A 23,169-nucleotide genomic window follows, 5' to 3' on the forward strand; every position below is an offset into this window, starting at 1 on the left:
TATTTTTTAAATTTAATTTTATGACGATATTGAGGAGATATCATTTAAACAAACCAATAAAAATAAAGACGGTGATCAGGCTTCCGAAAATAGCCAGAATAGCTCCTCCAAAAGGAACCCGCGGCTTTACGTTTTTATCAAAGGTATAGCGGAACATATAATCCTGGAGATTCATGAAAATCAGGAGTACCAAAGTAAGTATCCATCTGACAAAAATTTCCATGATCAGAAATTGGGCATCTTTGTTCTGTTCGGTAATTTCCACCGGAAAATTAACCGCATTGGCATATCGTACAGCAAAAGTGAGCACTACAAATAAAGCAGCTGCCACCCCCGGCATCAAAAAGGCGGACTTCCGGCCTCCGAAATGATCTGCTTTTCCATAAAAATCAAAGTGAACAGGAATTCTTTCCGGAAGTGTTTTGTATTGCTTCAGGGTAAATCTCCAGAAGAAGATCACCAATCCAAAATTTAAAACATCAAAAGCGGTCAACAGAATATTCTCCATTTCAGGCTGATTTTAAAGTTTAAAGCACATTTTTGATCACTCTCAGCTTATGAGTATGTTTATTCATTTCTTTATTAAAGATCCCTGTGGAGTCTAAAATATCAATTCTTACTTTTCCTGAAGCATGAATGATTCTCTGGTTATCCAGCATAATGCCTACATGAATAATTTTTCCTTCAGGATTTTCAAAAAATGCTAAATCTCCGGGCTGACTTTCTTCAACAAAAGTCAGGGGCTCTCCTACTTCTGCCTGCTGATAAGTATCTCTTGGAAGCTTAATCCCATGAATTTTATATACCAGCTGCGTAAAACCGGAGCAGTCTACAGCAAAAAAACTTTTACCTCCCCACAGATAGGGAACATTCAGAAATTCTTTGGCAGCCAGAGCAATACTTTCGCGCAGATCATGGCTTCTTCTTGAAGCCACTGCAGGAAATTCTACTTCAGACCCCATGGAGAGAAGTGTTTTTCCATCATTCATCAGCACGGAAGAAAAGTCTTCAGTGATCACGGTAACTTTTCTTTTTTCCAGCTCCTCATCCGTTACAGGTTTCAGCTGTTTGGTATCCATCCATCCTTCGTACCCGTCATAATGCATTTTTATCCTGGTCCAGTTTTTATTTACTTCCAGAATGTCTGCGCTTTCTCCAAACAATATTTCCGTAACAATTTCCGCTTTATCAGAACCTTCTGCCCGTACCGGTGCTACAGTGACTATACAAATTCCTTTGTTCATTTTATTCATTTAGAAGTTAAGAAATTGAACGGTTCAGAAGATATAACATCCCTAAATCCCTCAATCTCTATATCTTTTAATTACTTCCTGCGAAGGAAGTTTACTCCGTCCCGCAAAGGTAAAATAAGATTTTCAAAATCATCATCTTTTGCAATTAAATCGTTCAGTTCTTTAATGGACTGTGTTGATTTTTGTTTAGGATTTTCTTCCAGAACTTTTCCGTACCACAAAACATTATCAAACATTACAACAGAGCCTGATTTTGTTCTGGGTTTTATCAGTTTGAAATATTCAGCATAGTTTTCTTTATCTGCATCAATAAACACGAGATCAAAAAACTCATCTGTTTCTTTCAGAAATTCTTTTGCATCCTGAAGCCTGAAATTGATCTGTCCTGCATATTCACTGTTTTCAAAATATTTTTTCGGCAGATAGGCAAGATCTTCATTGACATCCAGTGTTGTTATTTTTCCTTCACCAGATAATCCGGCAGCTAGACATAAAGTAGCATATCCTGTAAAAGTTCCTATCTCAAGAACATTCTCAGGCCTTATTATTTGGGAAATAATCGTCAAAAGTCTTCCCTGCTGATATCCGGAGATCATGTGAGGCTGTGTTGTTTTCTGATAGGTCTCTCTTCTTAATTTTTTCAAAATTTCAGGTTCTGAAGAAGCGTGGGTTTCCAGATACCGGTCCATTTCAGGATTTTTTTCTTCGAAAAAGCTCATGCTGCAATTTTTTTGTTATTCAAATGTACTTAAAATATAAGAAAAACCCTCCATTCCGGGGCTATTCATCAAGATACACGGTGATCACGATTTAAAATACCGTAAAAACACGGATACCCTGGCATTCATAATAACGATACATTTGCAAAGAACAAAGGGTAAAAACACTAAAGGAAAAACAATGAATGTGGCTGAAAAACAAATTAACCAAGAGAATCAGAAGACCGCAAAGCCAACAAGCAGAGCGGTTTCTTCGTTAAAAAAAACTAAAACCGAAATATCCAGCTCATTTTTGCAGCGAATTATTTCCTTATTGAAAAAAGAAGAATTAATTTGATTAAAAAAAACAGATCCCGAATTTCTTCAGGATCTGTTTTTTATTTTAAGTTATTTGCATTACTTCTTAGGAGCAATATCCATCAGTTTCATAAACTCATCAAGTTTAGGCATAATGATGATCTCTGTTCTTCTGTTTTCCGCTCTTCCGGAAACACTCATATTAGTTGCCTTAGGATTGTATTCAGAACGTCCTCCCGCAGTGATCCTTGCAGGATCTACCCCAAATTGTGTCTGTAACACTTTTGCAATAGCTGTACCTCTCAATGCAGAAAGATCCCAGTTATCTTTTGGCAGATTAGGAGAACTTAGTGGAGCATTATCCGTATTACCTTCAATTAATACAGAATATTTATCGTAATCATTAATTACTTTCGCCACTTTCCCTAACACTTCCTGAGCTGCAGGCAGTACATTGTAATCTCCTGTTTTGTATAGCATTTTATCTGAAAGCGAAATCATAACTACTCCTTTCAGAACTTTCACTTGTACATCATCATCCGTTACATTATCCAAAGATCTTTTCAGCTTGTTAGATAATGCAAGGTTAAGACTATCGTTCTTAGCATTATTAGAAATCAATTGTTTGATGTAAGAATTAGACGCATTGATCTCCCCTACCAGTTTATCGATATTAGCCGAACTTTTCCCTGTATTGGACAAACATGCATCCAAAGATGATTTTAAAGCATCATGCTGGCTTTTCAACAGATTGTTTTCACCTGCCAATGCTGAATTCTGAGACTTTAAATCCTGAATTTCTCTTTGTCTTTCTCCAATATTTTCAATACACTGCTTATAGTTTGTGCTCAAAGCGTCATACTGTTTTTTACTGACACAAGATGTCAATCCCAGCGCCATTGCAGAAACTGCTAAAATTTTAAAAATCTTCATAAGTAATCATTTTTAGACGAATCAAAGTTAGGGAAATTCAATTGAATTATATGGATTATCTTTGCATAAAAGAAATTCCCAACCTAAGTCTTGGAAAAAATAAGTTTAAAAAATGAGTTAAAAAATCTGGTCAGCCATCCGGAAAAACGCAGTTATCTTCTGGCGGTGAGCGGAGGTGCAGATTCTATGGTTCTGGCTTCGCTGTTCAGGGATTTCAGAGATGAAATACAGAATTCAGAATTCAAAATCCAGATTGCCCATATCAACTATAAACTGCGTGGAAAAGACTCTGATCTCGATCAAGAAACGGTACAGGATTTCTGCGAGAAAAATAATATCCCGTTTCATCTTTATGAAGTTTCAGAAAAAGACAGAAAACCTGAAAACTCTATCCAGCTATGGGCCAGAGAACTCCGTTATGATTTTTTCAGAAAGATTAAAGAACAGGAACAACTTGAATTCCTGGCAACTGCCCATCATTTGAATGACCAGCTGGAAACTTTTCTTATCAATTTATCCAAAGCATCCGGAATTAAAGGGCTTAGCGGAATTCCTGCGAATGACAACCACATCCTGCGCCCTCTTTTACATGTTTCAAAAGACGAGATCTATAAGTTTGCTGAGAAAAACGATATCGCTTTTCGGGAAGACCTTTCCAATAAAAAAAGTGATTATTTGAGAAATAAGATCAGAAATGAGATTGTTCCGAAGCTTTTGGAAACGAATAATCATTTCCTTAACAATTTCAAAAGAAGTATGTTCTATCTGAATCAAACCAAAGATTTTGCTGAAAAACAGATTCAGGAGATTGAAAATAAGCTCACCGTATTTAACCCTGACCATAAAATCTTATCAAAGGAAAAGCTGGATCAGGAAAGTGATTTCGTGAAGTTTGAGATTTTAAAAAAATATGGTTTCGACCAGGAGAATGAAATCCCCAAAATTTTCAAAGCAGAAAACGGCAGCTCTTTTTTTTCAAAAGAGTATCAGTTGATCGTCAGCCGTGATGAATTCATTTTTATTAACCTGAATTTAAAACAGGAAATCAAAAAAGAAATCATTGTTGCCGAAAATATTGATCTTAGTGAAGCTTTGCTGACTATCAATCTTCAAAATTGTATTGAAGATATTGATGGAATTAATAATAATTTCAACTGGGATTTTGATGCTGAAAGAATTCAATTTCCAGTGTATTTAAGAAAACAACAGGACGGAGATGAAATTTATCCTTCGGGATTTTCAGGTAAAAAGAAAGTCTCTAAGTTTTTTAGGGACGAAAAATTATCTATTTTAGCGAGGCAAAAAATTTGGATCCTGTGTGACAACAATAATTCCGTTCTCGGAATTATTCCGTTAAGACAGGACAGAAGATATGCAAAAGATGAGAAAACGAAGCGTGTTCTCAAAATTTTTAATGAAAAGTAAAATGAAATTTAGAAACTGGTTTTTAGCAGTCCTCCTATTTTTAGCGGCAGGAATCAATGCACAGATTAAAAATCCTGTAAAATTTAAGTTCACCGTCAATGACTTAGGGAACAATCAGTATGAAGCTGTTTTGAATGCCACCATGGAAAGCGGATGGCATATTTATTCCAAAGATCTTCCTGAAGATACCGGGATTCCTACTGAATATAAGGTTTCAGGGAAAAATATTGAACTGATTGGTAAATTCACCGAAGTCGGTAAAAAGCACGAGGAATTTTCTGAGGCTTTCGGAGGAACTATTGTATATTACTCCAATACAGCAGGCTTCAAACAGAAATTCAAATTAAAAGATCCCACAAAACCCGCAGACGTTACTTCTGAAATTACCTATCAGACCTGTGATGACAGGGTGTGTCTGGCTCCCAATACTTTAGAATTCAACCAAAAAGTTACTCCAAAAGGTGTTGAGGAAGCAGCAGCGACTGACGAAACGGCTGAACCAGCCAAAGATTCCGCAAAAGTAACAGAAACAGTTGCTACAGATCCTGCAAAAGGAGAAGTAACGATTACAGAGGCTTCTAAACTGGACCCAAAACAGCTGAAAATTGAAACCCTTGATTTCCAGAAACCACTAACGGACTGCGGAACAGCCTCAACAAAGGTGGATGAAAATTACTGGACCTATCTGTTCTTAGGGTTCATCGGAGGATTAATTGCCTTACTGACCCCTTGTGTATTCCCAATGATTCCACTAACGGTTTCATTCTTTACTAAAGGAAGCAAGAACAAGGCAAAGGGGAAAAGAGATGCATTGATCTATGGATTTTTCATCCTTTTAATCTTCGTTTTGCTAAGTCTTCCGTTCCACCTAATTGATGGAATTGCCGGAAATATTTTCAACGAAATTTCTACCAGTGTATGGCTGAATATTGCGTTCTTCATCATATTTATCTTCTTTGCAGGTAGTTTCTTCGGATACTACGATATTACGCTTCCAAGCTCTATTGCCAACAAATCTTCAAAGGCTGAGGAAGCAGGAGGAATTATCGGTATTTTCTTTATGGCTTTAACGCTTGTGATTGTTTCATTCTCATGTACGGGCCCTATTCTGGGAAGTTTATTGGGAAGCGCTGTAACAGGCTCTACCAACGTTCCGATGCTGCTTACTTTTGCTCTGGCAGGGTTCGGACTGGCATGGGCGATTGTTTTTGGGCTACTGGCTTTATTCCCTCAGGCTTTACAAAGTCTTCCGAAATCCGGAGGATGGATGAATACCGTGAAAGTGGTCTTAGGTTTTGTAGAATTGGCACTGGCTTTAAAATTCTTATCCAAAGCTGACCTGGTTTCCAAAACATTCTTCTTAAAAAGAGAACTTTTCATTGCAATCTGGATTATCATTGCATTAGGCCTCGCTTTATATCTGTTCGGGCTGATCAGATTCCCGCATGACGATAAAAAACCTAAAATCTCCATTACCAGAAAGATTTTGGGGGCTTTGGGAATGGGTTTTGTGATTTATCTGATTCAGGGGTTAATTCCTTCTGACCGCCCGAAACTTCAGCTGTTAAGCGGAATCCTGCCTCCCCTGAATGTGAGCTATTTCCATGACGAAAAAGACGGCATCTTAGGAATGCATCCTGAACATGATTTCTTTAAAGCCATTGAAATTGCGAAGAAAGAGAACAAGCCTATCCTGATTGATTTTACCGGATATGGATGTGAAAACTGCCGTAAAATGGAAGAATTTGTATGGAGCGAACCGGATATTTTACCAACGCTTCAAAACGATGTTGTCCTGGCTTCTTTATATGTTGATGATAAGGAAGAGCTTCCGGAAGACCAGAAAACAAAGATTGACCTTGGGGACGGACAGATCAAAAAGGTAAAAACTATTGGGGACCGATGGAGCTTATTCCAGCAGGTCAACTTCAATAATAATTCCCAGCCTCACTATGTTTTAATAACGCCCGACGGAAAGGTAATCAATACTCCGGTTTCAGGATACATGCCGAAAGAAGATTTTAAAAAATTCCTCGAATGCGGCGTAGAGTATTTCAAAAAAAGTAAATAACAATAAATAAAAAAGACTGTTTCATTTTGAAGCAGTCTTTTTTGTTGCCAATCAAGCAATATTTCTAATTTACTGTTGATATAACAACAGGTATTATTTTTTTTAATAATTTAGAACATTGATAACCAATCACAAAGATCTATGAAATATTTTAAATCTATTTTCTTCTTCTTTATCATTTCCTCCGGCATTTCTGCACAAGCTCCTTCTATACAATGGCAAAAAGCTCTGGGTGGAAATAGCTGGGATCAGGCACATTCTGTTCTACAGACTTCGGACGGAGGATACATCATGGCCGGCGAATCTTCTTCTGCCAACGGAGATGTTACAATAAATCATGGAACTGCGGACTTCTGGATCGTCAAGCTAAATACTTCAGGAGCTATACAATGGCAAAAATCACTGGGTGGAACTCTTGATGACGTTGCCAATTCCATTCAACAGACCTCTGACGGAGGATATATTATTGCCGGCGCGTCTTCTTCTACCAATGGAGATGTTACCGTAAATCATGGATATTCCGATTACTGGATTGTGAAGTTAGATTCTTCAGGAAATATACAATGGCAGAAATCATTGGGTGGAAATAAAGAAGATATAGCCCATTCTATTCAGCAGACTTCTGACGGAGGATATATTATTGCTGGTGAATCTTATTCTACCGACGGAGATGTTACCGTAAATCATGGATATTCCGATTACTGGATTGTAAAGCTGGATACATCAGGAAGCATGCAATGGCAGAAGTCATTGGGTGGAAGTTCTTATGACAGAGCACGTTCAGTCCAACAGACCTCTGACGGAGGATATATTATTGCTGGAGGATCTCTTTCTACCGATGGAGACGTTACAGGAAACCATGGTCAGGAAGATTTCTGGATCGTAAAATTAGATTCTTCAGGAAACATACAGTGGGAAAAATCATTGGAAGGCAATCTAGCTGATTTTGCAGAATCTATCCAGCAAACATCAGACGGGGGATACATCGTTGCCGGCGGGTCCAACTCTGTTAACTCTGAAATCCCGGTAACGTTTGGAATCTCAAATTATCGTGTAGCCAAATTAGATTCTGACGGAAATATGTTATGGCAAAGATATTTCGGGGGCAGTGGCAACGATTATCCCAACTCTATCCAGCAAACTTCTGACGAAGGATATATTGTTGCCGGAGGAGCTGCATCTTTAGACGGAAATATTACAGGAAATCATGGACTTGTTGATTATTGGATCATCAAATTAGATTCTTCAGGAAACATGCAATGGCAGAAATCATTGGGAGGAAGTCAATTTGATGAAACCCATTCCATCCAACAGACCAGTGATGGAGGATATATACTCGCAGGCATGACCGCTTCTGCAGACGGGGACATTACAGGATATCATGGAGACGGTGATGCTTGGATTGTAAAATTAAATGCCAAGCAATTAAGCACTGCAGAAAATCACCTGGGTAATAAACCCGCTGTTTATCCAAATCCGGCAAAAGATTTTGTATATATCAGCCCATTGCATGGTGAAACAACCATCAGCATTACAGACATGACCGGAAGAAAATTATTTGCTCAGAAATACAATGACCAAAAGGCAGCCATAAATGTCAGACAATTTACAACAGGTACTTATTTCATCCAGGTAATGCATGAGGATAAAATAATTGTTTCTGAAAAACTGCTGATCAGCAAATAGAACAACAACAAGAAGACTATCATCCTAAAATCAACACAAATTCAGTACTTTATGAAATATTTTAAATTTATTTTTTTCTCCGTTATGATCTCCTCCGGCCTTCCAGCTCAGAACAATACCATAGAATGGCAGAAATCATTTGGAGGCAGCCGGATGGAACAATCTCCGGATATTCACCAGACTAATGACGGAGGGTATATCATAGCAGGTTCTTCCAACTCCATTGATGAAGGTATGGGCAACCATGGCTTTTTCGATCAATGGGTTATCAAGGTGAACGCTGCAGGAACTGTTGAATGGCAAAGATCCTATGGAGGCACAGCAGATGATAAAGCCAACTCTGTACGGCAAACTAATGACGGAGGGTATATTGTAGCCGGTTCCACCCGTTCAGTTAATGGAGATGTTTCCGGCAATCATGGTCAGGAAGATTTCTGGATTGTAAAGCTGAATTCCACAGGAAACATAGAATGGCAGAAAACCTTAGGCGGAAGCGGTAATGATGCCGCTAGGTGTATCCGCCAGACACCTGATGGAGGGTATATTGTAGCGGGAAAATCAGAATCCAATGATGGAGACATTACCGGAAATAACGGATATCTGGATGGCTGGATTGTAAAACTTGATCAAAACGGAGGAGTCACATGGCAGAAATCTATTGGAGGGCCCAATTTTGAAGAATTCAGCTCTCTTGAACTCACGGCAGACGGAGGATATGTAATGACTGGTAATATAAGCACGAGCAACAGCGATTTTAATTACTGGATCGTAAAAGTAGATTCTTCAGGGAACACCCAATGGTCAAAAAATTACGGTGGTTCTGCTTCAGATACCGCCAATTCATTAAAACAAACTCCCGACGGAGGCTATATCATTGCAGGAAGCTCCAACTCCAGCGATGGAGATATTACAGCTAGTAATGGCAATTATGATTACTGGGTCATCAAATTGGATCCCCTCGGAAATCTGCAATGGCAAAAATCTTTTGGAGATCACCTGTATGATCATGCTTTCGGTATTGATAATACAGATGACGGAGGGCTTGCTGTTTTAGGTTACTCTGCTACAACAGATACAACCAACCCCAGTTCCAATGATTATTTACTGATAAAATTAAATGCTAACGGAGATACAGAATGGCTGAGAAGATATGGCGGCACACACGATGATTATGCATCCGCTCTACAGCAGACTGCGGACGGGGGTTATATTATGGCCGGCGTATCTAATTCTTTTTCTGTTTCTCAAGGCAATTATGACTACCGGATTATAAAGCTGGGACCTGACACACTGGGAACAAACGAGAATACATCTCCTCTACAGATCTCATTTTCTCCTAATCCTGCAAAAAATGTGGTTTACATAGGCCATCTTCCTGGTGAAACAGTAATAAATATTACTGATATGTCCGGAAGAAAATTATTCAGCAGAAAATACAATGAGTCAAAAGCGGCCATAGATGTTACTCCATTCATCAACGGTGTATATCTGGTTCAGATTCAGCATAAAGGAAAAATAATTTTATCTGAGAAATTAATCATCAGTAAATAATAAAAACCTCCTTAAAATATCATAAATCATTATAAAATAAAAAAAGATTAATCGATTTTAAATGTTAAAATTGAATCATTTTACAAAATCAACTACCAAATTAAAAATTAAGGTATAAACTTTGCATGGATTTTTTCAAATAAAGATCAAAAGTTCAATCTTTATTAAAATTTGTTTAACATTTAAAAACTATGTACCATGGCTGAAGTAAACACTCAGGAAAAACAAGGCGGAAAACAAAAGAAAAAATTAATCAGGGTAGATATGACCCCAATGGTAGATCTGGGGTTTCTATTGATCACCTTTTTCATGTTTACCACTAATTTTACAAAACCCAACGTAATGGATTTAGGACTGCCCGCAAAAAGCCCTGTTCCCACTACTAATGTAATTGATGACAAAAATCAGATTACTTTTATTCTTGGTAAAGACAATAGGGTATTTTATCATCAAAGCAATGAGAAAGAGCTAAATACAGCTAATTTAAAAGAAACGGATTTCAACGGTGTAAACATTTCAAAGATTATTTCTGAAGCGTTTAAAAAAGCTCCGGTTCCGAGTAATTTCACGGTCATTATCAAACCAACAGATGATGCCAATTACAAAAACTTCGTAGATGTTCTCGACAATGTTGCAATCTCTAAAAAAGAGCGATACGGCATCGCAGATATAAAACCTTGGGAAAAGAAAGTTTACACTGAATTAACTCAATAAAAGCAAAGGGCATTTTTACAATGCTCTTTTTTTATTTAAATTTGAAACTGTAACGAACTTTATTTTAACTGTAACACGATTGAAATCATGCTGAATTTTGAGAAAAAAGGAAACGGAAAAGAAACCCTGGTACTACTTCACGGCTTTATGGAAAATCTTTCAATATGGAATGATATGGAATCTCATCTTTCCAAAGATTTTTCTCTGTTAAAAATTGATCTCCCGGGACACGGGCAGTCTGAGGTTTTTGCGGAAGTTCACACTATGGAACTGATGGCAAATGAAGTGAAAAAAGTTTTAGACCACGAAAATCTTCAAAAAATACACCTTTTAGGGCATTCTATGGGTGGTTACACAGCATTAGCCTTTGCCGAAAAGTATCCTGCCTCTCTTAAAAGTCTTACCCTATTCTTTTCGACTTACTTTGCGGATGATGAAGAGAAAAAACAGCAACGCATCAAAAGTTACAGGATCATCAAAGATGCATTTGCCCATTATGCCAGAGCCGGCATTCCTAATCTGTTCAACCCTAACGAAAGGGATATTCTGGAAGGAAAAATTGAAACCGCACTTGAAACCGCTTTATCAACCAATAATCTGGGAGCTTTAGCCTGCGTAAAAGGCATGGTAGAAAGAACGGATAAAAAGCACATCATGGAAAATCTGGAAGCTAAAATTTTAGTATTGGCAGGAAAACATGATAATGCTGTAAAAACGGATGCCATGATTAAACATCTTCCGGACAGAACAAATATAAAATCATATATCCTGGACTGCGGACATAACGGGCATTGGGAAAAACCAGCCATCTGCGCAGAGATCATCAATACTGAACTTCTTCATAACCTGCCGAAAAAACTGATCCTGTAAACGGACTTTATCAGCTTGGAGAGATATACCAATTCTATATTAAAAAATCTTGTATATTAGTAGGGAATAATTATTTCAATGGGTTTATTCTCCTTCAAAAAAAAGCAACCGCCGGTCATCGGCCTCACTCTTTCCGGGGGCGGAATGCGGGGAATCGCCCATATTGCAGTCCTCAAAGCCTTGGAAGAATACGGGCTTAAACCTCATATTATCTCAGGAACCAGTGCAGGTTCTATTGTCGGTGCTTTTTATGCTTTCGGAAAAACGCCAGATGAGATGATAGACATCGTTAAACAAACGACCTTCTTTTCCCGGTCTTACCTGAAGCTTTCCAAGAACGGAATTTTCAGCTCGAATTTCATTTTAAAACTTTTTAAAGATCATTTTCCTGAAGATGACTTTAAGATCCTGAAAATACCCGTTTATGTTACGGCCACAGAAATGACTCACGGAATTGTTGATTTTTTCTCTGAAGGTGAACTTTTCAGGCCGCTTCTCGCTTCATCAAGTGTTCCTTTTATTTTACCACCGGTAAAAATTGATGAAAAAATATATGTAGACGGCGGAGTTCTGGATAACCTTCCTATTGAACCGATTATTGACAAATGTGATTTTCTGATTGCTTCTCATGTGAATTCAATAAGCTATGACGAGCTTAAAAAGATGAGCCTGATGAAAGAATTTGACAGAATCCTCCACCTTGCCATCGCCAAATCTGTTTATTCTAAAGCCAAATCCTGCGATATCTTCCTGGATCCTCCCAAGATGACCAAATTCAGCTTATTCAGCAAAAAAAATCTGGATGAAATGTTTGGCGAAGTATATGAATACACTTGTCTGGAACTGGAGAGCAAAGGATACACAAGGGGCTCTTTTCTAAAACCAAAACAATAGGTATAGACTTTTATCTTTCTATGGGGTTAAAATACTTCCCCTTCTACCTTCTTCTTAAATGTTTCTATCGTATCCCATAATGATTCATCAGATTTCCCTCCGGCAGCATTGATATGCCCTCCTCCATTGAAATATTTTCTTGAGAACTGGTTCACATCTACATCATCTTTGCTTCTGAAAGAAATTTTAATAAAATCTTCATACAAATCCTCCATAAAGAAGGCAGACATTTTTACCCCGGCAATACTTAAACCATAATTCACAAAGCCTTCTGTATCTCCTTTCTGGAAACCAAACTCTTTAAGCTCATTTCTTGTAAGAGACAGAACAGCAACCTTTCCGTCATTTACCACCTCTATTCTTCCCAATACTAAAGCAAGCAGATGAAGACGGGAAACCGTGTTGGTATCCCAGGTATTGGAGGTAATCACCGATGGATCTGCTCCCTTTTCTATTAAATTGGCAATAATCCTATGGGTAGCAGCACTTGTAGAACGGAAACGGAACCCTCCGGTATCTGTCATAATTCCGGTATACAGACATTCTGCAATATCCAGATTCACCAGCTGTTCTTTATTCAGCGCTTCAATGAAATGATAGATCATCTGGGAAGTAGCGGGAATTACGGTATCAGAATATACAAAATCAAAGTTTTCAGGCTGCTGATGGTGATCAATCAGAATTTTCTTAGCAGAGGCTTTAGTCAGCCACTCCCCTAGAAGGCCTATTCTGGAAGGAGAATTAAAATCAAGACAGAAAATCACATCTGCTCCGCTAATCATATCGAACGCCAGTTTTCTTTTGTACTCTCCGATGATCACTTTCTTAGCTTCCGGCATCCATTTCAGAAATTTCGGAAAATCATTGGGTACAATTACTTCCGCATGAATTCCTTTTGTCTTTAAAAAATGTTTCAGCCCCAGACTGGAACCAATAGCATCTCCATCCGGATTATAATGGGTAAGGATAACGATTTTGTTCTCAGGAGTAAGTAATGTATTGATTTCTAAAAGTTCTGCAGGTGTAAACATCCGGTGTTTATTTTTCTTTAATTTTAAGTTTTCAAAGATAAAGCTTTTAAATAAATCATTTAAATATTATTTTTGCATCCGGAATTTGCCTTTCCTTCGGGATTTGTAAATAATTGATTAAAAAATAGATCAAATAATTTCAAAAAAAGATAGTTAAAGTTTGTAACTTATAATTTTTTCTATATCTTTGCAACCTGAAAATTAATAGATATAATTACGATTTAAATATATAGTAATGAGTAAAAGAACATTCCAGCCATCAGAAAGAAAGAAAAGAAACAAACACGGTTTCAGAGAAAGAATGTCTACGCCAAATGGAAGAAGAGTTTTGGCTGCGAGAAGAGCTAAAGGCAGAAAGAGATTAACTGTAAGTGCTGCACGCGCTAAGAGATAATTTCTACATTATCATATACAAATCATGCTTGAAAAGAAGTTTTTCAGGCATTTTTTGTTGTTAAAATTTACTAAAATTTAGGTTCTTTAAGCTTCTTTTGTCTATTTTTAAGATCTCAAAAAATATTTTAGAAATAGCACGTTAAAATTGAATTATGCCACATACAAATATCTCCGGAGATAATATCATAAGTTTACAACACGCAAAGATTGCGCAAAAAAGCTTTACTGTTCTTTCTGATGTTAATCTTAACATTAAAAAAGGAAGATTCTGCTACCTTATCGGAAAGACAGGTTCCGGAAAAAGTTCCCTATTGAAAACCCTTTACGGACACATTCCGTTAGCAGCAGGGCATGGGGCTGTAGTTGGTTTTGATCTTGCTAAAATGAGACCTTCAGACATTCCCAATCTGAGAAGAAAACTGGGAATTGTATTCCAGGACTTCCAGCTTCTTTCCGACAGAACCGTTGAAAAGAATTTGAGATTCGTTCTTGAAGCTACAGGCTGGAGCGATAAGGTAAAAATGGAAGACCGCATCAACGAAGTATTGGGAAGCGTGAACATGAAAAGCAAAAAGCACAAAATGCCGCACGAACTTTCCGGAGGTGAGCAGCAGCGTATTGCCATTGCGAGAGCTTTATTGAATCACCCGGACCTGATCCTTGCCGATGAGCCTACGGGAAACCTTGACCCGGAAACCTCCAATGAAATCATGACCTTACTAAAGCAGGTTGCCCTTGAAAACGGAGCAGCAGTAGTAATGGCTACCCATGACTATCATATGATTCAGAATTTCCCGGGAGAAGCGATCAGATGTGAAGACGGTAAAGTTTCTGTACTGGACACAACTGAATTATTTGAATAAGAAAATTAAAGGAACAAGGTAATCCGTTAATCTTTTGTCTTAAAAACATGAAACTCTTTGGTGAGTTCAAGATATTGGTCCGAGTATTGTCTCGGACTTTTTTCTATCACAAAATCAAATTCCGATAGAGATTTTTCAGTTAAAGAAAATTCAAGAATCAACCTTTTGGTTTTTGAATTTTCAATCCCCTGAATATTAATTCTTCTTATTAAAAATAGATGGCTTTCAAAAGCAGCCTTGATAAACACCCCTCCGGCTTCTACCGGAATAATAACAGATAAAATCCCGTCTTCACTCAGAAACTTCACAGAAGCCTCTATAAGCTGCCTGAAATTCAGTTCAACAGTCTGACGTGCAATCTTGTCTTTTTCAGATCCGGATTCTTCAAAATAAGGAGGGTTGGAAACGATAAAGTTGAACTTTTCTTCTGTTTCAAACGTCTTTAGATCCTGATGTAAATTATTCAGTCTTGAATGATAGGGGGAATTTTCAAAATTAGCTTTTGTAAGAGCGACAGCGGCTGCATTAATATCCAGTCCAAGAAAAGATGCATGCGTATTTCTTTGTGCAAGCATCAATGAGATCAGCCCGGTTCCCGTTCCGATTTCCAAAACACGGGAAGCATTTCCCACATCAGCCAAAGCACCAAGCAGCACACCATCTGTCCCAACCCGGAAGACTTCTTTTGCCTGCCGGATTTCAAAATTTTTAAACGTAAAAGATTTCACTATAGATTAGTAGGGAGTGTAATAATGAATGTTGATCCTTTTCCTACTTCAGACCTTACCGTAATTTCCCCTTTATAGTCTTCAATCATTTTTCTGACCATAGAAAGACCAAGTCCCATTCCACTGTTTTTCGAGGTAAAATTCGGTTCAAAGATTCTTTCGTACATATTTTCTGGGATTCCGATTCCGTTATCCTGAACAGAGATCATCACTCTTCTCTGATGCTGTTCCACATCTACATTAATAATCAGTTTTCTTTCATCACTTTCAGCCTGTTTCGCATTGGTAACAAGGTTGGTAATAATTCTGGAAAGGTAGATCCTGTCCATATTGATCATAATATTTCCTTTATTGGAATGCATAAAAATACTGTCATCATTGAAAACACGAAGAATATCTTCTACTTCTGTATTCAGGTTGATCACTTCATTATTTTTTTCCGGAAGTTTAGCAAACTCAGAGAATGCCGATGCTACGGTAGCAATCAGATCGATCTGGTCTACCATCGTTTTACTCATCTGTTTTACTCTTTCCCTAATATTCGGATCTTCAGGATCAAATTTTCTTTCAAAATTCTGAATGGTAAGCTTCATTGGCGTAAGCGGGTTCTTTACTTCGTGTGCCACCTGCTTTGCCATCTCCCGCCATGCTTCTTCCGAGGCCTTGAAACGAAGTCTTTCTTTCTGATCCTGGATCTGTAGAATCATTCTGTTATAAGCTCTTGCCAAAGCATTCAGTTCATCATTTTTATAATATCTGATGGGACGCATTTCATTTTCAAACAACGTGATCCTTGTAATCATATCAGAAAACTTCGTAATATTCTTCGCAAGACCATTAGAAGTAACCCAGCTTATCCAGATACTGAACAGAATCAGGAAAATATCTACCAGAAGAATGTATTTCACAAACTGATTCAATACATCAAAATAAGCTGATTCATTATGATATAAAGGAATATATACAATTCCGATAGGTTCCAGATCATTATTTTTCAAAAGCAGGTAAGAAGAAGTAAGCCCCGCATCTTTGGTCTTGTCATACCCTCTGATATCAACCCTTGCTTCAGTAGCCAGAATTTTATTAACAATATAGAGGGGGATCGTTTTCTGATCAATCTGGGTTTCATCTTTATTAGAAAGAATATAATTCCCTTTAAGATCATAAATAACAATATCATGCTGATTGATATCTGCAATTTCGAAAATCTTGTTTCCGAGTACCTTGGAAATATCCTCTGTTTTTACTAGCGTCTGGCTGACTGCATAATCCAGAAATCTCATGACCGCATTGGTCTTCTCCTGCATTTCAATATTACTCTGTTCCTGGGAATTCTTCCTCAGTACAAAATAAGGAACAAGTGATGTGGCAACAACACTTAAAAAACATACCAGCAGAAACCCGAAAAACACACGGTTTCTTAAACTATACCCTTTGTATTTATTGATTGGCATCCTACTTTTTAATTAACCTAGCAATATACTTACCAATAATATCAAATTCTAAATTAACTTTATCTCCGGTTTTGAGATGCTGCATATTGGTAAACTCCCAGGTATATGGAATAATCGCTACAGAAAACTGTTTTTCTTCACTTTTTGCCACCGTAAGACTGATTCCGTTTACGGTAATTGATCCCTGAGGAACCGTTACAAAACTGCCATCATCCTCATATTGTATGGTCACAAAATAGCTCCCATCTTTATTTTCTATCCCGATTACTTCACCAGTCTTATCAACATGCCCCTGAACAATATGACCATCAAGTCTTCCATCCATCTTCATGCATCTCTCAAGATTTACCACGGTTCCCAATTCCCATTTTCCAAGATTGGTTTTTTCTAAAGTTTCGTTGATAGCAGTTACCACATAATGATTTTCCTTAATCTCTACAACGGTAAGACAACATCCGTTATGGGCCAGACTTTGATCTATTTTCAGCTCATTGGTAAACGGACACGTAAGGGTAAAATCAATGTTGCTCCCTTTTTCTTCTATTTTTTCAATTACACCGACTGCCTCAATAATTCCTGTGAACATATTATTTTTTGCTAAATTTGTAAAATTATAATCTTCAAAGATAATCAAAATGAGCCCAAAAAACCATAAAGTACGAGTAGGAATTTCAATCGGTGATTTCAATGGCATCGGCCCCGAGATCATTATGAAGTCTCTGAAAGACAAAACCATTACGGATTTTTTCACTCCAGTGATTTTTGGTTCGGGAAAACTATTCACGTATCAGAAAAACATTTTCAAGCTTAACCTGAACTTCAATTACATTAATGAAGCATCACAGGCTCAGGGCGGAAAACTGAATATGGTAAACCTTACCAAGGAGAATGTGAATGTAGAAATGGGTGTTCCTACAGAAGAGTCCACCAAGATGGCTATTGATTCCCTGGAAATGGCTACGGAGGCTCTAATGAAAGGAGACATTGATGTTCTTGTGACTGCTCCGATCAACAAAGATGAAATGGTAAAAATGGGCTTTAAACATGCCGGCCATACAGGATATTTTGAAGAAAAATTCAACAAAAAAGGACTGATGTTCCTGGTGACTGAGGATTTAAAGGTGGCTGTTTCCACCCACCACATTCCTATTGCTCAAGTAGCAGAAAACATTTCCAAAGAGAAGATCAAAAAACAGATAAGAGCTCTGAACCAGACACTGATCGAAGATTTCTGTATCCAAAAACCGAAAATTGCTGTGCTTGGACTGAATCCTCATGCAGGAGATGGCGGCGTAATAGGACGTGAAGAGATTGAGATCATCGTACCTGCTGTAAAAGAACTTTCAGACAATGGAATTCTGGCTTTCGGACCTTTTCCGGCAGATAGTTTTTTCCAGCCTAATAAATACAGAAGTTTTGATGCGGTCTTAGCAATGTATCACGACCAGGGATTAGCTCCTTTCAAAACCCTTGCTTACGAAGAAGGTGTAAATTATACAGCCGCACTTCCATTCATCAGGACTTCTCCGGATCATGGAGTAGCTTATGATATTGCCGGGCAAAACATAGCCGATGAGCAGAGTTTTACTGAAGCTATATTTACAGCTATTCAAATTTTTAAAAACAGAAGTGAATATAATGATCTGATGAGCAACCGTCTACAACCAAGAAAACTGAATGTTGATAACGGAATAGATGAAGATCTCCCTGATGAAACTGAAGCATAATTTGTTAAAACAAATTTTAAATTAATTTGTTATGGATTTTATTTGTTATTATAAAAAAATTGCATATTTTTGCACACTCATTTTATGGACAAGTTAAGAAACTATGACGTAAGCTTTTCAGGACTTAAAAACGGAAAGCACGAGTTCAAATTTGAGATAGATAAAACGTTCTTTCAATTATTTGACACTGAGCAGGAATTTACAAATCCTAAAATAGAAGTGAATATTCTTTTAGAAAAACACACTACTTTTTTAGAATTTGAGATCAAAGTACATGGGACGGTAGAACTGATTTGTGATATTACCAATGAAGAATTCGACCATCCTATTGAAAACCACATCAAGGTTTTAGTGAAATTCGGAGAAGAATATGATGACAGCGAGGAAGATGTTATCACCATCCCGGCGGGAGACCATGCATTTAATGCAGCACAGTTGATTTACGAAAACGTACAGCTTTCTATCCCGATGAAAAAACTTTCACCCAATGTAAGTGATGAAGATCTGGAACTCCTTGATCAGTTCAGCCCGAAAGATATTGAGGAAGCAGAAGAGGAAGAACATGAAAGTGATCCCAGATGGGATGCCTTGAAAAAGTTAAGAGACAATAATTAAATAAAATAATTTAAATATGATGAGATGATGAATCTCATCGCTCATCAATTAAAAAAGTTATTCAAAATGGCACATCCAAAGAGAAGACAGTCGTCTACAAGAAGAGATAAGAGAAGAACTCACTACAAAGCTGTAGTTCCTCAATTAGCTAAAGATGCAACAACAGGAGAGCTTCACCTTTACCACAGAGCTCACTGGCATGAAGGGAAATTATACTACAGAGGAAAAGTAGTATTGGAAAAAGAAGTAGCAACTACTGAAGAAAACTAAGAGACGCTTTTCGCTGAAAAAGCCTCATTTTAATACAAAAACCGTCCAATTTTGATAAAATTAGACGGTTTTTTGTTGTTTTTTATGTTTTTTTGGTATCTTTGGCTCAAAATCAAATATCAAATTTATGGACATTAAAGACATACAAAATCTTATCAAGTTTGTATCTAAAGCTGAAGTATCAGAAGTAAAGTACAAAACTAAAGATTTCGAAATCACTATTAAAACTCCATTAGCGGGAAGTGATGCAGTATATGCACAGCCTGCTGTATACCACACAGCTCCTCAGGCTGTAGCAGCTCCGGCACCGGTAGCAGCTACTCCGGCAGCATCTGCTGAAAAAGCGGAAGCAGCTTCTGATGATAGCAAATATGTAGCGATCAAGTCTCCAATGATCGGTACTTTCTACAGAAAGCCATCTCCTGATAAAGATGTATTCGTAAATGTTGGTGATGAAGTTTCCATCGGAAAAACGGTTTGCGTAATTGAAGCAATGAAATTATTCAACCAGATTGAATCTGAGATCAGCGGTAAAATCGTTAAGATCTTAGTAGACGATGCTACTCCGGTAGAATATGATCAGCCACTATTCTTAGTAGATCCGTCTTAATTGAGAACTTAGATGTTAGACATTAGATGTTAGACTAAATTCTACATTAAATAACATTATCTAATTTTCAAATTATCTAATTTTCAAATTGAAGAAGATGTTCAAAAAAATATTAATAGCCAATCGTGGCGAAATTGCAATGCGTATTTTACGTACTTGTAAAGAAATGGGGATCAAAACCGTTGCAGTATACTCTACTGCTGATAAAGACAGTCTTCACGTAAGATTTGCTGATGAAGCGGTTTGTATCGGTCCTGCGATGAGTAAAGACTCATACTTAAAAATCCCTAACATCATTGCTGCAGCGGAAATCACCAATGCCGATGCGATCCACCCTGGTTACGGATTCTTATCTGAAAATGCTAACTTCTCCAGAATCTGTGAGAGAAACAACATCAAATTCATTGGTGCTTCTCCTGAGCAGATCGAAAAAATGGGTGATAAGGCCAATGCCAAAGCAACCATGAAAGCAGCAGGTGTTCCTTGTGTACCTGGTTCTGACGGATTGATTGAGTCTTATGAGCATGCCGTAAAAGTTGCTGAAGAAACAGGATATCCAGTGATGATCAAAGCTACTGCAGGTGGTGGAGGTAAAGGAATGAGAGCTGTATGGAAAGCCGAAGATCTTAAAGATCACTGGGAATCTGCCATTCAGGAAGCTGTAGCAGCCTTCGGAAACGGAGGAATGTATATGGAAAAACTGATCGAAGAGCCTAGACACATCGAGATTCAGGTTGCGGGTGACCAATTCGGTAAAGCTTGCCACCTTTCTGAAAGAGATTGCTCAGTACAGAGAAGAAACCAGAAACTGACTGAAGAAACTCCTTCTCCTTTCATGACTGACGAACTTCGTGAGAAAATGGGCGACGCGGCTGTAAAAGCTGCCGAATTCATTGGATATGAAGGTGTAGGTACTATTGAATTCCTTGTAGACAAGCACAGAAATTTCTATTTCATGGAAATGAATACAAGAATCCAGGTAGAACACCCTATTACTGAACAGGTAATTGATTATGACCTGATCAGAGAACAAATCCTTCTTGCAGCAGGAACTCCTATTTCAGGAATCAATTATTACCCTAAATTACACTCTATTGAGTGCAGAATCAACGCTGAGGACCCTTACGCAGATTTCAGACCTTCTCCGGGGAAAATCACAGGATTAAACATTCCTGGCGGACATGGAATCAGAGTGGACACTCACGTTTATTCAGGATATACAATCCCTTCCAACTATGACTCAATGATTGCAAAGCTTATTACTACGGCACAAACCCGTGAAGAAGCTATTGCTAAAATGAGACGTGCTTTGGAGGAGTTCTATATTGAGGGAGTAAAAACCACTATTCCTTTCCACAGACAACTGATGGATAATGAGGATTATCTTGCAGGAAACTATACTACAAAATTCATGGAAGATTTTGTAATGGATAGAAAATACGATAATCACTAAGATTATTTAAAATAAAAACTTTAAGCTGCCTCTTTTTGGGGCAGTTTTTTATTTTTGTACTTATTCAATCGTGAAAGTGATGTTGAAAAAAATTTTTAAATATATTCTGATTGCAGGTATCTTCTGGTTTATTATTCATTCTCTTTATATTGCGTATGATGGTCTTACGGACGCCAGACAGAAAGCTGATCTTGCTGTAGTATTCGGGAATAAGGTGAATGAAGACGGAACACTTTCACCCCGGCTGAAAGCAAGGCTTGATAAAAGTATTGAACTGTATCAAAAAAAGCAGGTCAGAAATATACTGGTAAGTGGCGGGTTGGGTAAAGAAGGCTACTGGGAAGGCACAGAAATGAAAAAATACCTGATTAAAAATAAAATTCCACCAACATCTATTCTTGTGGATAACTTTGGGGATAATACTGAAAAGACAGTCCTCAATACCATAAAAGCAGCAGACAGTTTAAAATACAGTACACTTATTTCGGTATCTCAGTTTTATCATCAGACAAGGATAAAAAAATTATTTCGGGAGCATCATTTTAAAAATATTGAAAGTTCAAGCCCAAAGTATTTTGAAACAAGAGACCTTTATTCTGTTTTCAGAGAATTTTTTGCTTATTATTTATAGAAGAGTAGTAAGTATATCAATAAAGATCCTGAACACCATCATTTTGAAGCCGGATTTATTGATCATATGACTTTCTTTGTTTTTACTAAACTCTAAATTCAGGATAGATGAAATTAACTTAACCTCTCTATCCATCAAACATTCCTGTATACAGACTACTGCAAATCATATAAATAATTGATTCACAAACATCAATTTACCTAACAATCGTTAGTCGCACTATTACTACACTTTTTAAAATTTATACATATTTTATTTTTTTCTACCGGAATTACTTCTATTTTTGGTGACATAAGAAATCAAATCACAGAATATTAATCCATAAAAATTTACAAATCATGGCAGAAAAAAATTCGAGAGGAATTTTAAAATTCAACGGAGGAGACGGTCAGAAACTATTAAAACTGAACTATAGTGTATCTAGATCTACAGACGTTTCAGGACGTGTAGCATCAGACCCGTCCAACGCTCTTATCAAAATTACAGTAGAAGCGACTGAAAAATCAGATATCCTTGAAAGCTTATTAAACGGAAAGTATAAGCCAACAACAGGAGAAGTTACCTTTAACAAGTCTCACGAAGAAGGTACACTTACCACTTTAAAGTGGAACAACGGATATGTAATCCAACACGAAGTAGACTTCGATGCGATAGATGACAACAGTATGTATATCAGCTTTGTCATAAGTGCAGAGCAGATTGATCTTGGAACATCATCTTTCCACGGAGACTGGCCATCTTAAAAAATGCCGCTTTATAATAAAAACTAACAAAGACAGAATGGCTATGGTCATTCTGTTTTTTTATCTTCATAGTTCAATAATCGCTAATAAAGAAACCAGAACTGTAATTCAACATTATAAAAAATATCTGTGGCTAAAAATGCTTGTCTGGAAAGATATAATACCTGCATGGCATGACCAGACCAAGAAATATTTTCTGATACAGCTTCATTCAGCCTTAAAATACACTTTAATT

Annotated in this window: 24 protein-coding genes; 16 read left to right on the forward strand and 8 right to left on the reverse strand. The window is 37.4% G+C overall.

Going from position 1 to position 23,169, the window contains the following annotated elements; genetic code table 11:
- Window positions 1–40 precede the first annotated feature (40 nt).
- From J2Y40_RS14910 to J2Y40_RS14925, 4 genes are all read right to left on the reverse strand, one after another.
- Window positions 41–508 (reverse strand): DUF1648 domain-containing protein, encoded by a 468-nt coding sequence (locus J2Y40_RS14910; RefSeq protein ID WP_309999776.1) that lies wholly within the window; start codon window positions 506–508, stop codon window positions 41–43.
- Window positions 509–527: 19 nt separating this feature from the next.
- The gene (locus J2Y40_RS14915; RefSeq protein ID WP_153395998.1) at window positions 528–1,244 is read right to left on the reverse strand and encodes a C40 family peptidase; all 717 of its coding nucleotides are present in this window, start codon (window positions 1,242–1,244) and stop codon (window positions 528–530) included.
- 80 nt (window positions 1,245–1,324) lie between these two features.
- On the reverse strand, window positions 1,325–1,972 hold the full coding sequence (locus J2Y40_RS14920) for an O-methyltransferase (protein ID WP_153396000.1): 648 nt from the start codon (window positions 1,970–1,972) through the stop codon (window positions 1,325–1,327).
- 396 nt (window positions 1,973–2,368) lie between these two features.
- The gene (locus J2Y40_RS14925) at window positions 2,369–3,202 is read right to left on the reverse strand and encodes an OmpA family protein (RefSeq protein WP_153396002.1); all 834 of its coding nucleotides are present in this window, start codon (window positions 3,200–3,202) and stop codon (window positions 2,369–2,371) included.
- A gap of 90 nt (window positions 3,203–3,292) precedes the next feature.
- Between J2Y40_RS14925 and tilS the strand changes: the two genes are divergently transcribed.
- From tilS to J2Y40_RS14960, 7 genes are all read left to right on the forward strand, one after another.
- A complete protein-coding gene (gene tilS / locus J2Y40_RS14930) occupies window positions 3,293–4,627 on the forward strand; it encodes a tRNA lysidine(34) synthetase TilS (protein ID WP_309999780.1) in 1,335 nt (444 codons plus the stop codon).
- 1 nt (window position 4,628) lies between these two features.
- A complete protein-coding gene (locus J2Y40_RS14935; protein WP_153396006.1) occupies window positions 4,629–6,698 on the forward strand; it encodes a thioredoxin family protein in 2,070 nt (689 codons plus the stop codon).
- A 141-nt stretch (window positions 6,699–6,839) separates the two neighbouring features.
- Window positions 6,840–8,384 carry a T9SS type A sorting domain-containing protein gene (locus J2Y40_RS14940; RefSeq protein WP_309999783.1) on the forward strand — a complete coding sequence of 515 codons (1,545 nt, stop codon included), beginning with the start codon at window positions 6,840–6,842 and terminating at the stop codon, window positions 8,382–8,384.
- A gap of 51 nt (window positions 8,385–8,435) precedes the next feature.
- Complete coding sequence (locus tag J2Y40_RS14945) at window positions 8,436–9,935, forward strand: T9SS type A sorting domain-containing protein (protein ID WP_309999785.1); 1,500 nt, start codon at window positions 8,436–8,438, stop codon at window positions 9,933–9,935.
- Window positions 9,936–10,133: 198 nt separating this feature from the next.
- Window positions 10,134–10,649 carry a biopolymer transporter ExbD gene (locus J2Y40_RS14950; RefSeq protein ID WP_309999787.1) on the forward strand — a complete coding sequence of 172 codons (516 nt, stop codon included), beginning with the start codon at window positions 10,134–10,136 and terminating at the stop codon, window positions 10,647–10,649.
- Between the two features lie 87 nt (window positions 10,650–10,736).
- Window positions 10,737–11,519 (forward strand): alpha/beta fold hydrolase, encoded by a 783-nt coding sequence (locus J2Y40_RS14955; protein ID WP_153396012.1) that lies wholly within the window; start codon window positions 10,737–10,739, stop codon window positions 11,517–11,519.
- Window positions 11,520–11,597: 78 nt separating this feature from the next.
- On the forward strand, window positions 11,598–12,413 hold the full coding sequence (locus J2Y40_RS14960) for a patatin-like phospholipase family protein (RefSeq protein ID WP_309999789.1): 816 nt from the start codon (window positions 11,598–11,600) through the stop codon (window positions 12,411–12,413).
- A 26-nt stretch (window positions 12,414–12,439) separates the two neighbouring features.
- Here J2Y40_RS14960 and J2Y40_RS14965 read toward each other — a convergent pair whose 3' ends face one another.
- Window positions 12,440–13,444, reverse strand: coding sequence for a bifunctional oligoribonuclease/PAP phosphatase NrnA (locus J2Y40_RS14965; RefSeq protein WP_309999791.1), 1,005 nt, complete (start codon window positions 13,442–13,444; stop codon window positions 12,440–12,442).
- 235 nt (window positions 13,445–13,679) lie between these two features.
- Between J2Y40_RS14965 and rpmH the strand changes: the two genes are divergently transcribed.
- Complete coding sequence (gene rpmH, locus J2Y40_RS14970) at window positions 13,680–13,838, forward strand: 50S ribosomal protein L34 (protein WP_062702430.1); 159 nt, start codon at window positions 13,680–13,682, stop codon at window positions 13,836–13,838.
- A gap of 154 nt (window positions 13,839–13,992) precedes the next feature.
- A complete protein-coding gene (locus J2Y40_RS14975) occupies window positions 13,993–14,703 on the forward strand; it encodes a cell division ATP-binding protein FtsE (protein ID WP_153396018.1) in 711 nt (236 codons plus the stop codon).
- Between the two features lie 26 nt (window positions 14,704–14,729).
- On the opposite strand, the gene J2Y40_RS14980 is transcribed toward J2Y40_RS14975, so the two are convergent.
- Genes J2Y40_RS14980 through J2Y40_RS14990 form a run of 3 tightly spaced genes read right to left on the reverse strand, consistent with a single transcriptional unit; the run spans window position 14,730 to window position 17,471 of the window.
- Window positions 14,730–15,431, reverse strand: a complete 702-nt coding sequence (locus tag J2Y40_RS14980) for a tRNA1(Val) (adenine(37)-N6)-methyltransferase (RefSeq protein WP_153396020.1) — start codon at window positions 15,429–15,431, stop codon at window positions 14,730–14,732.
- Complete coding sequence (locus J2Y40_RS14985; RefSeq protein WP_153396022.1) at window positions 15,431–16,885, reverse strand: HAMP domain-containing sensor histidine kinase; 1,455 nt, start codon at window positions 16,883–16,885, stop codon at window positions 15,431–15,433. Before J2Y40_RS14985 ends, J2Y40_RS14980 begins: the two co-directional genes overlap by 1 nt.
- 1 nt (window position 16,886) lies before the next feature.
- Window positions 16,887–17,471, reverse strand: coding sequence for a riboflavin synthase (locus J2Y40_RS14990; protein WP_153396024.1), 585 nt, complete (start codon window positions 17,469–17,471; stop codon window positions 16,887–16,889).
- Between the two features lie 49 nt (window positions 17,472–17,520).
- Here J2Y40_RS14990 and pdxA point away from each other — a divergent pair, with 49 nt between their 5' ends.
- From pdxA to tssD, 7 genes are all read left to right on the forward strand, one after another.
- Complete coding sequence (pdxA, locus tag J2Y40_RS14995; protein WP_153396026.1) at window positions 17,521–18,612, forward strand: 4-hydroxythreonine-4-phosphate dehydrogenase PdxA; 1,092 nt, start codon at window positions 17,521–17,523, stop codon at window positions 18,610–18,612.
- A gap of 84 nt (window positions 18,613–18,696) precedes the next feature.
- On the forward strand, window positions 18,697–19,227 hold the full coding sequence (locus tag J2Y40_RS15000; RefSeq protein WP_153396028.1) for a DUF177 domain-containing protein: 531 nt from the start codon (window positions 18,697–18,699) through the stop codon (window positions 19,225–19,227).
- A gap of 66 nt (window positions 19,228–19,293) precedes the next feature.
- Window positions 19,294–19,497 (forward strand): 50S ribosomal protein L32, encoded by a 204-nt coding sequence (gene rpmF, locus J2Y40_RS15005; RefSeq protein ID WP_007843326.1) that lies wholly within the window; start codon window positions 19,294–19,296, stop codon window positions 19,495–19,497.
- 127 nt (window positions 19,498–19,624) lie between these two features.
- Window positions 19,625–20,107 (forward strand): acetyl-CoA carboxylase biotin carboxyl carrier protein, encoded by a 483-nt coding sequence (gene accB, locus J2Y40_RS15010; protein ID WP_153396030.1) that lies wholly within the window; start codon window positions 19,625–19,627, stop codon window positions 20,105–20,107.
- A gap of 97 nt (window positions 20,108–20,204) precedes the next feature.
- The gene (gene accC, locus J2Y40_RS15015; RefSeq protein WP_153396032.1) at window positions 20,205–21,560 is read left to right on the forward strand and encodes an acetyl-CoA carboxylase biotin carboxylase subunit; all 1,356 of its coding nucleotides are present in this window, start codon (window positions 20,205–20,207) and stop codon (window positions 21,558–21,560) included.
- A gap of 79 nt (window positions 21,561–21,639) precedes the next feature.
- Window positions 21,640–22,191 (forward strand): YdcF family protein, encoded by a 552-nt coding sequence (locus tag J2Y40_RS15020; RefSeq protein WP_309999801.1) that lies wholly within the window; start codon window positions 21,640–21,642, stop codon window positions 22,189–22,191.
- A 338-nt stretch (window positions 22,192–22,529) separates the two neighbouring features.
- Window positions 22,530–22,934, forward strand: coding sequence for a type VI secretion system tube protein TssD (gene tssD / locus J2Y40_RS15025; RefSeq protein WP_153396036.1), 405 nt, complete (start codon window positions 22,530–22,532; stop codon window positions 22,932–22,934).
- The last annotated feature ends 235 nt before the right edge of the window (window positions 22,935–23,169 follow it).

The organism is Chryseobacterium sp. 2987, from assembly GCF_031456375.1.
In the GTDB taxonomy this organism is placed as follows: Bacteria; Bacteroidota; Bacteroidia; order Flavobacteriales; family Weeksellaceae; genus Chryseobacterium; species Chryseobacterium vaccae.

Excerpts from the sequence above, each read along its gene's own strand:
- J2Y40_RS14945 (WP_309999785.1), top strand. The coding sequence starts at position 8,436 with ATGAAATATTTTAAATTTATTTTTTTCTCCGTTATGATCTCCTCCGGC.
- pdxA (WP_153396026.1), top strand. The coding sequence starts at position 17,521 with ATGAGCCCAAAAAACCATAAAGTACGAGTAGGAATTTCAATCGGTGAT.
- J2Y40_RS14915 (WP_153395998.1), bottom strand. The coding sequence starts at position 1,244 with ATGAACAAAGGAATTTGTATAGTCACTGTAGCACCGGTACGGGCAGAA.
- J2Y40_RS14960 (WP_309999789.1), top strand. The coding sequence starts at position 11,598 with ATGGGTTTATTCTCCTTCAAAAAAAAGCAACCGCCGGTCATCGGCCTC.
- tssD (WP_153396036.1), top strand. The coding sequence starts at position 22,530 with ATGGCAGAAAAAAATTCGAGAGGAATTTTAAAATTCAACGGAGGAGAC.
- J2Y40_RS14910 (WP_309999776.1), bottom strand. The coding sequence starts at position 508 with ATGGAGAATATTCTGTTGACCGCTTTTGATGTTTTAAATTTTGGATTG.
- rpmF (WP_007843326.1), top strand. The coding sequence starts at position 19,294 with ATGGCACATCCAAAGAGAAGACAGTCGTCTACAAGAAGAGATAAGAGA.
- J2Y40_RS14935 (WP_153396006.1), top strand. The coding sequence starts at position 4,629 with ATGAAATTTAGAAACTGGTTTTTAGCAGTCCTCCTATTTTTAGCGGCA.
- rpmH (WP_062702430.1), top strand. The coding sequence starts at position 13,680 with ATGAGTAAAAGAACATTCCAGCCATCAGAAAGAAAGAAAAGAAACAAA.
- J2Y40_RS14975 (WP_153396018.1), top strand. The coding sequence starts at position 13,993 with ATGCCACATACAAATATCTCCGGAGATAATATCATAAGTTTACAACAC.
- J2Y40_RS14990 (WP_153396024.1), bottom strand. The coding sequence starts at position 17,471 with ATGTTCACAGGAATTATTGAGGCAGTCGGTGTAATTGAAAAAATAGAA.
- J2Y40_RS14920 (WP_153396000.1), bottom strand. The coding sequence starts at position 1,972 with ATGAGCTTTTTCGAAGAAAAAAATCCTGAAATGGACCGGTATCTGGAA.
- J2Y40_RS14950 (WP_309999787.1), top strand. The coding sequence starts at position 10,134 with ATGGCTGAAGTAAACACTCAGGAAAAACAAGGCGGAAAACAAAAGAAA.
- J2Y40_RS14925 (WP_153396002.1), bottom strand. The coding sequence starts at position 3,202 with ATGAAGATTTTTAAAATTTTAGCAGTTTCTGCAATGGCGCTGGGATTG.
- accB (WP_153396030.1), top strand. The coding sequence starts at position 19,625 with ATGGACATTAAAGACATACAAAATCTTATCAAGTTTGTATCTAAAGCT.
- J2Y40_RS14940 (WP_309999783.1), top strand. The coding sequence starts at position 6,840 with ATGAAATATTTTAAATCTATTTTCTTCTTCTTTATCATTTCCTCCGGC.
- J2Y40_RS14985 (WP_153396022.1), bottom strand. The coding sequence starts at position 16,885 with ATGCCAATCAATAAATACAAAGGGTATAGTTTAAGAAACCGTGTGTTT.
- J2Y40_RS14965 (WP_309999791.1), bottom strand. The coding sequence starts at position 13,444 with ATGTTTACACCTGCAGAACTTTTAGAAATCAATACATTACTTACTCCT.
- J2Y40_RS15020 (WP_309999801.1), top strand. The coding sequence starts at position 21,640 with ATGTTGAAAAAAATTTTTAAATATATTCTGATTGCAGGTATCTTCTGG.
- J2Y40_RS15000 (WP_153396028.1), top strand. The coding sequence starts at position 18,697 with ATGGACAAGTTAAGAAACTATGACGTAAGCTTTTCAGGACTTAAAAAC.
- J2Y40_RS14955 (WP_153396012.1), top strand. The coding sequence starts at position 10,737 with ATGCTGAATTTTGAGAAAAAAGGAAACGGAAAAGAAACCCTGGTACTA.
- accC (WP_153396032.1), top strand. The coding sequence starts at position 20,205 with ATGTTCAAAAAAATATTAATAGCCAATCGTGGCGAAATTGCAATGCGT.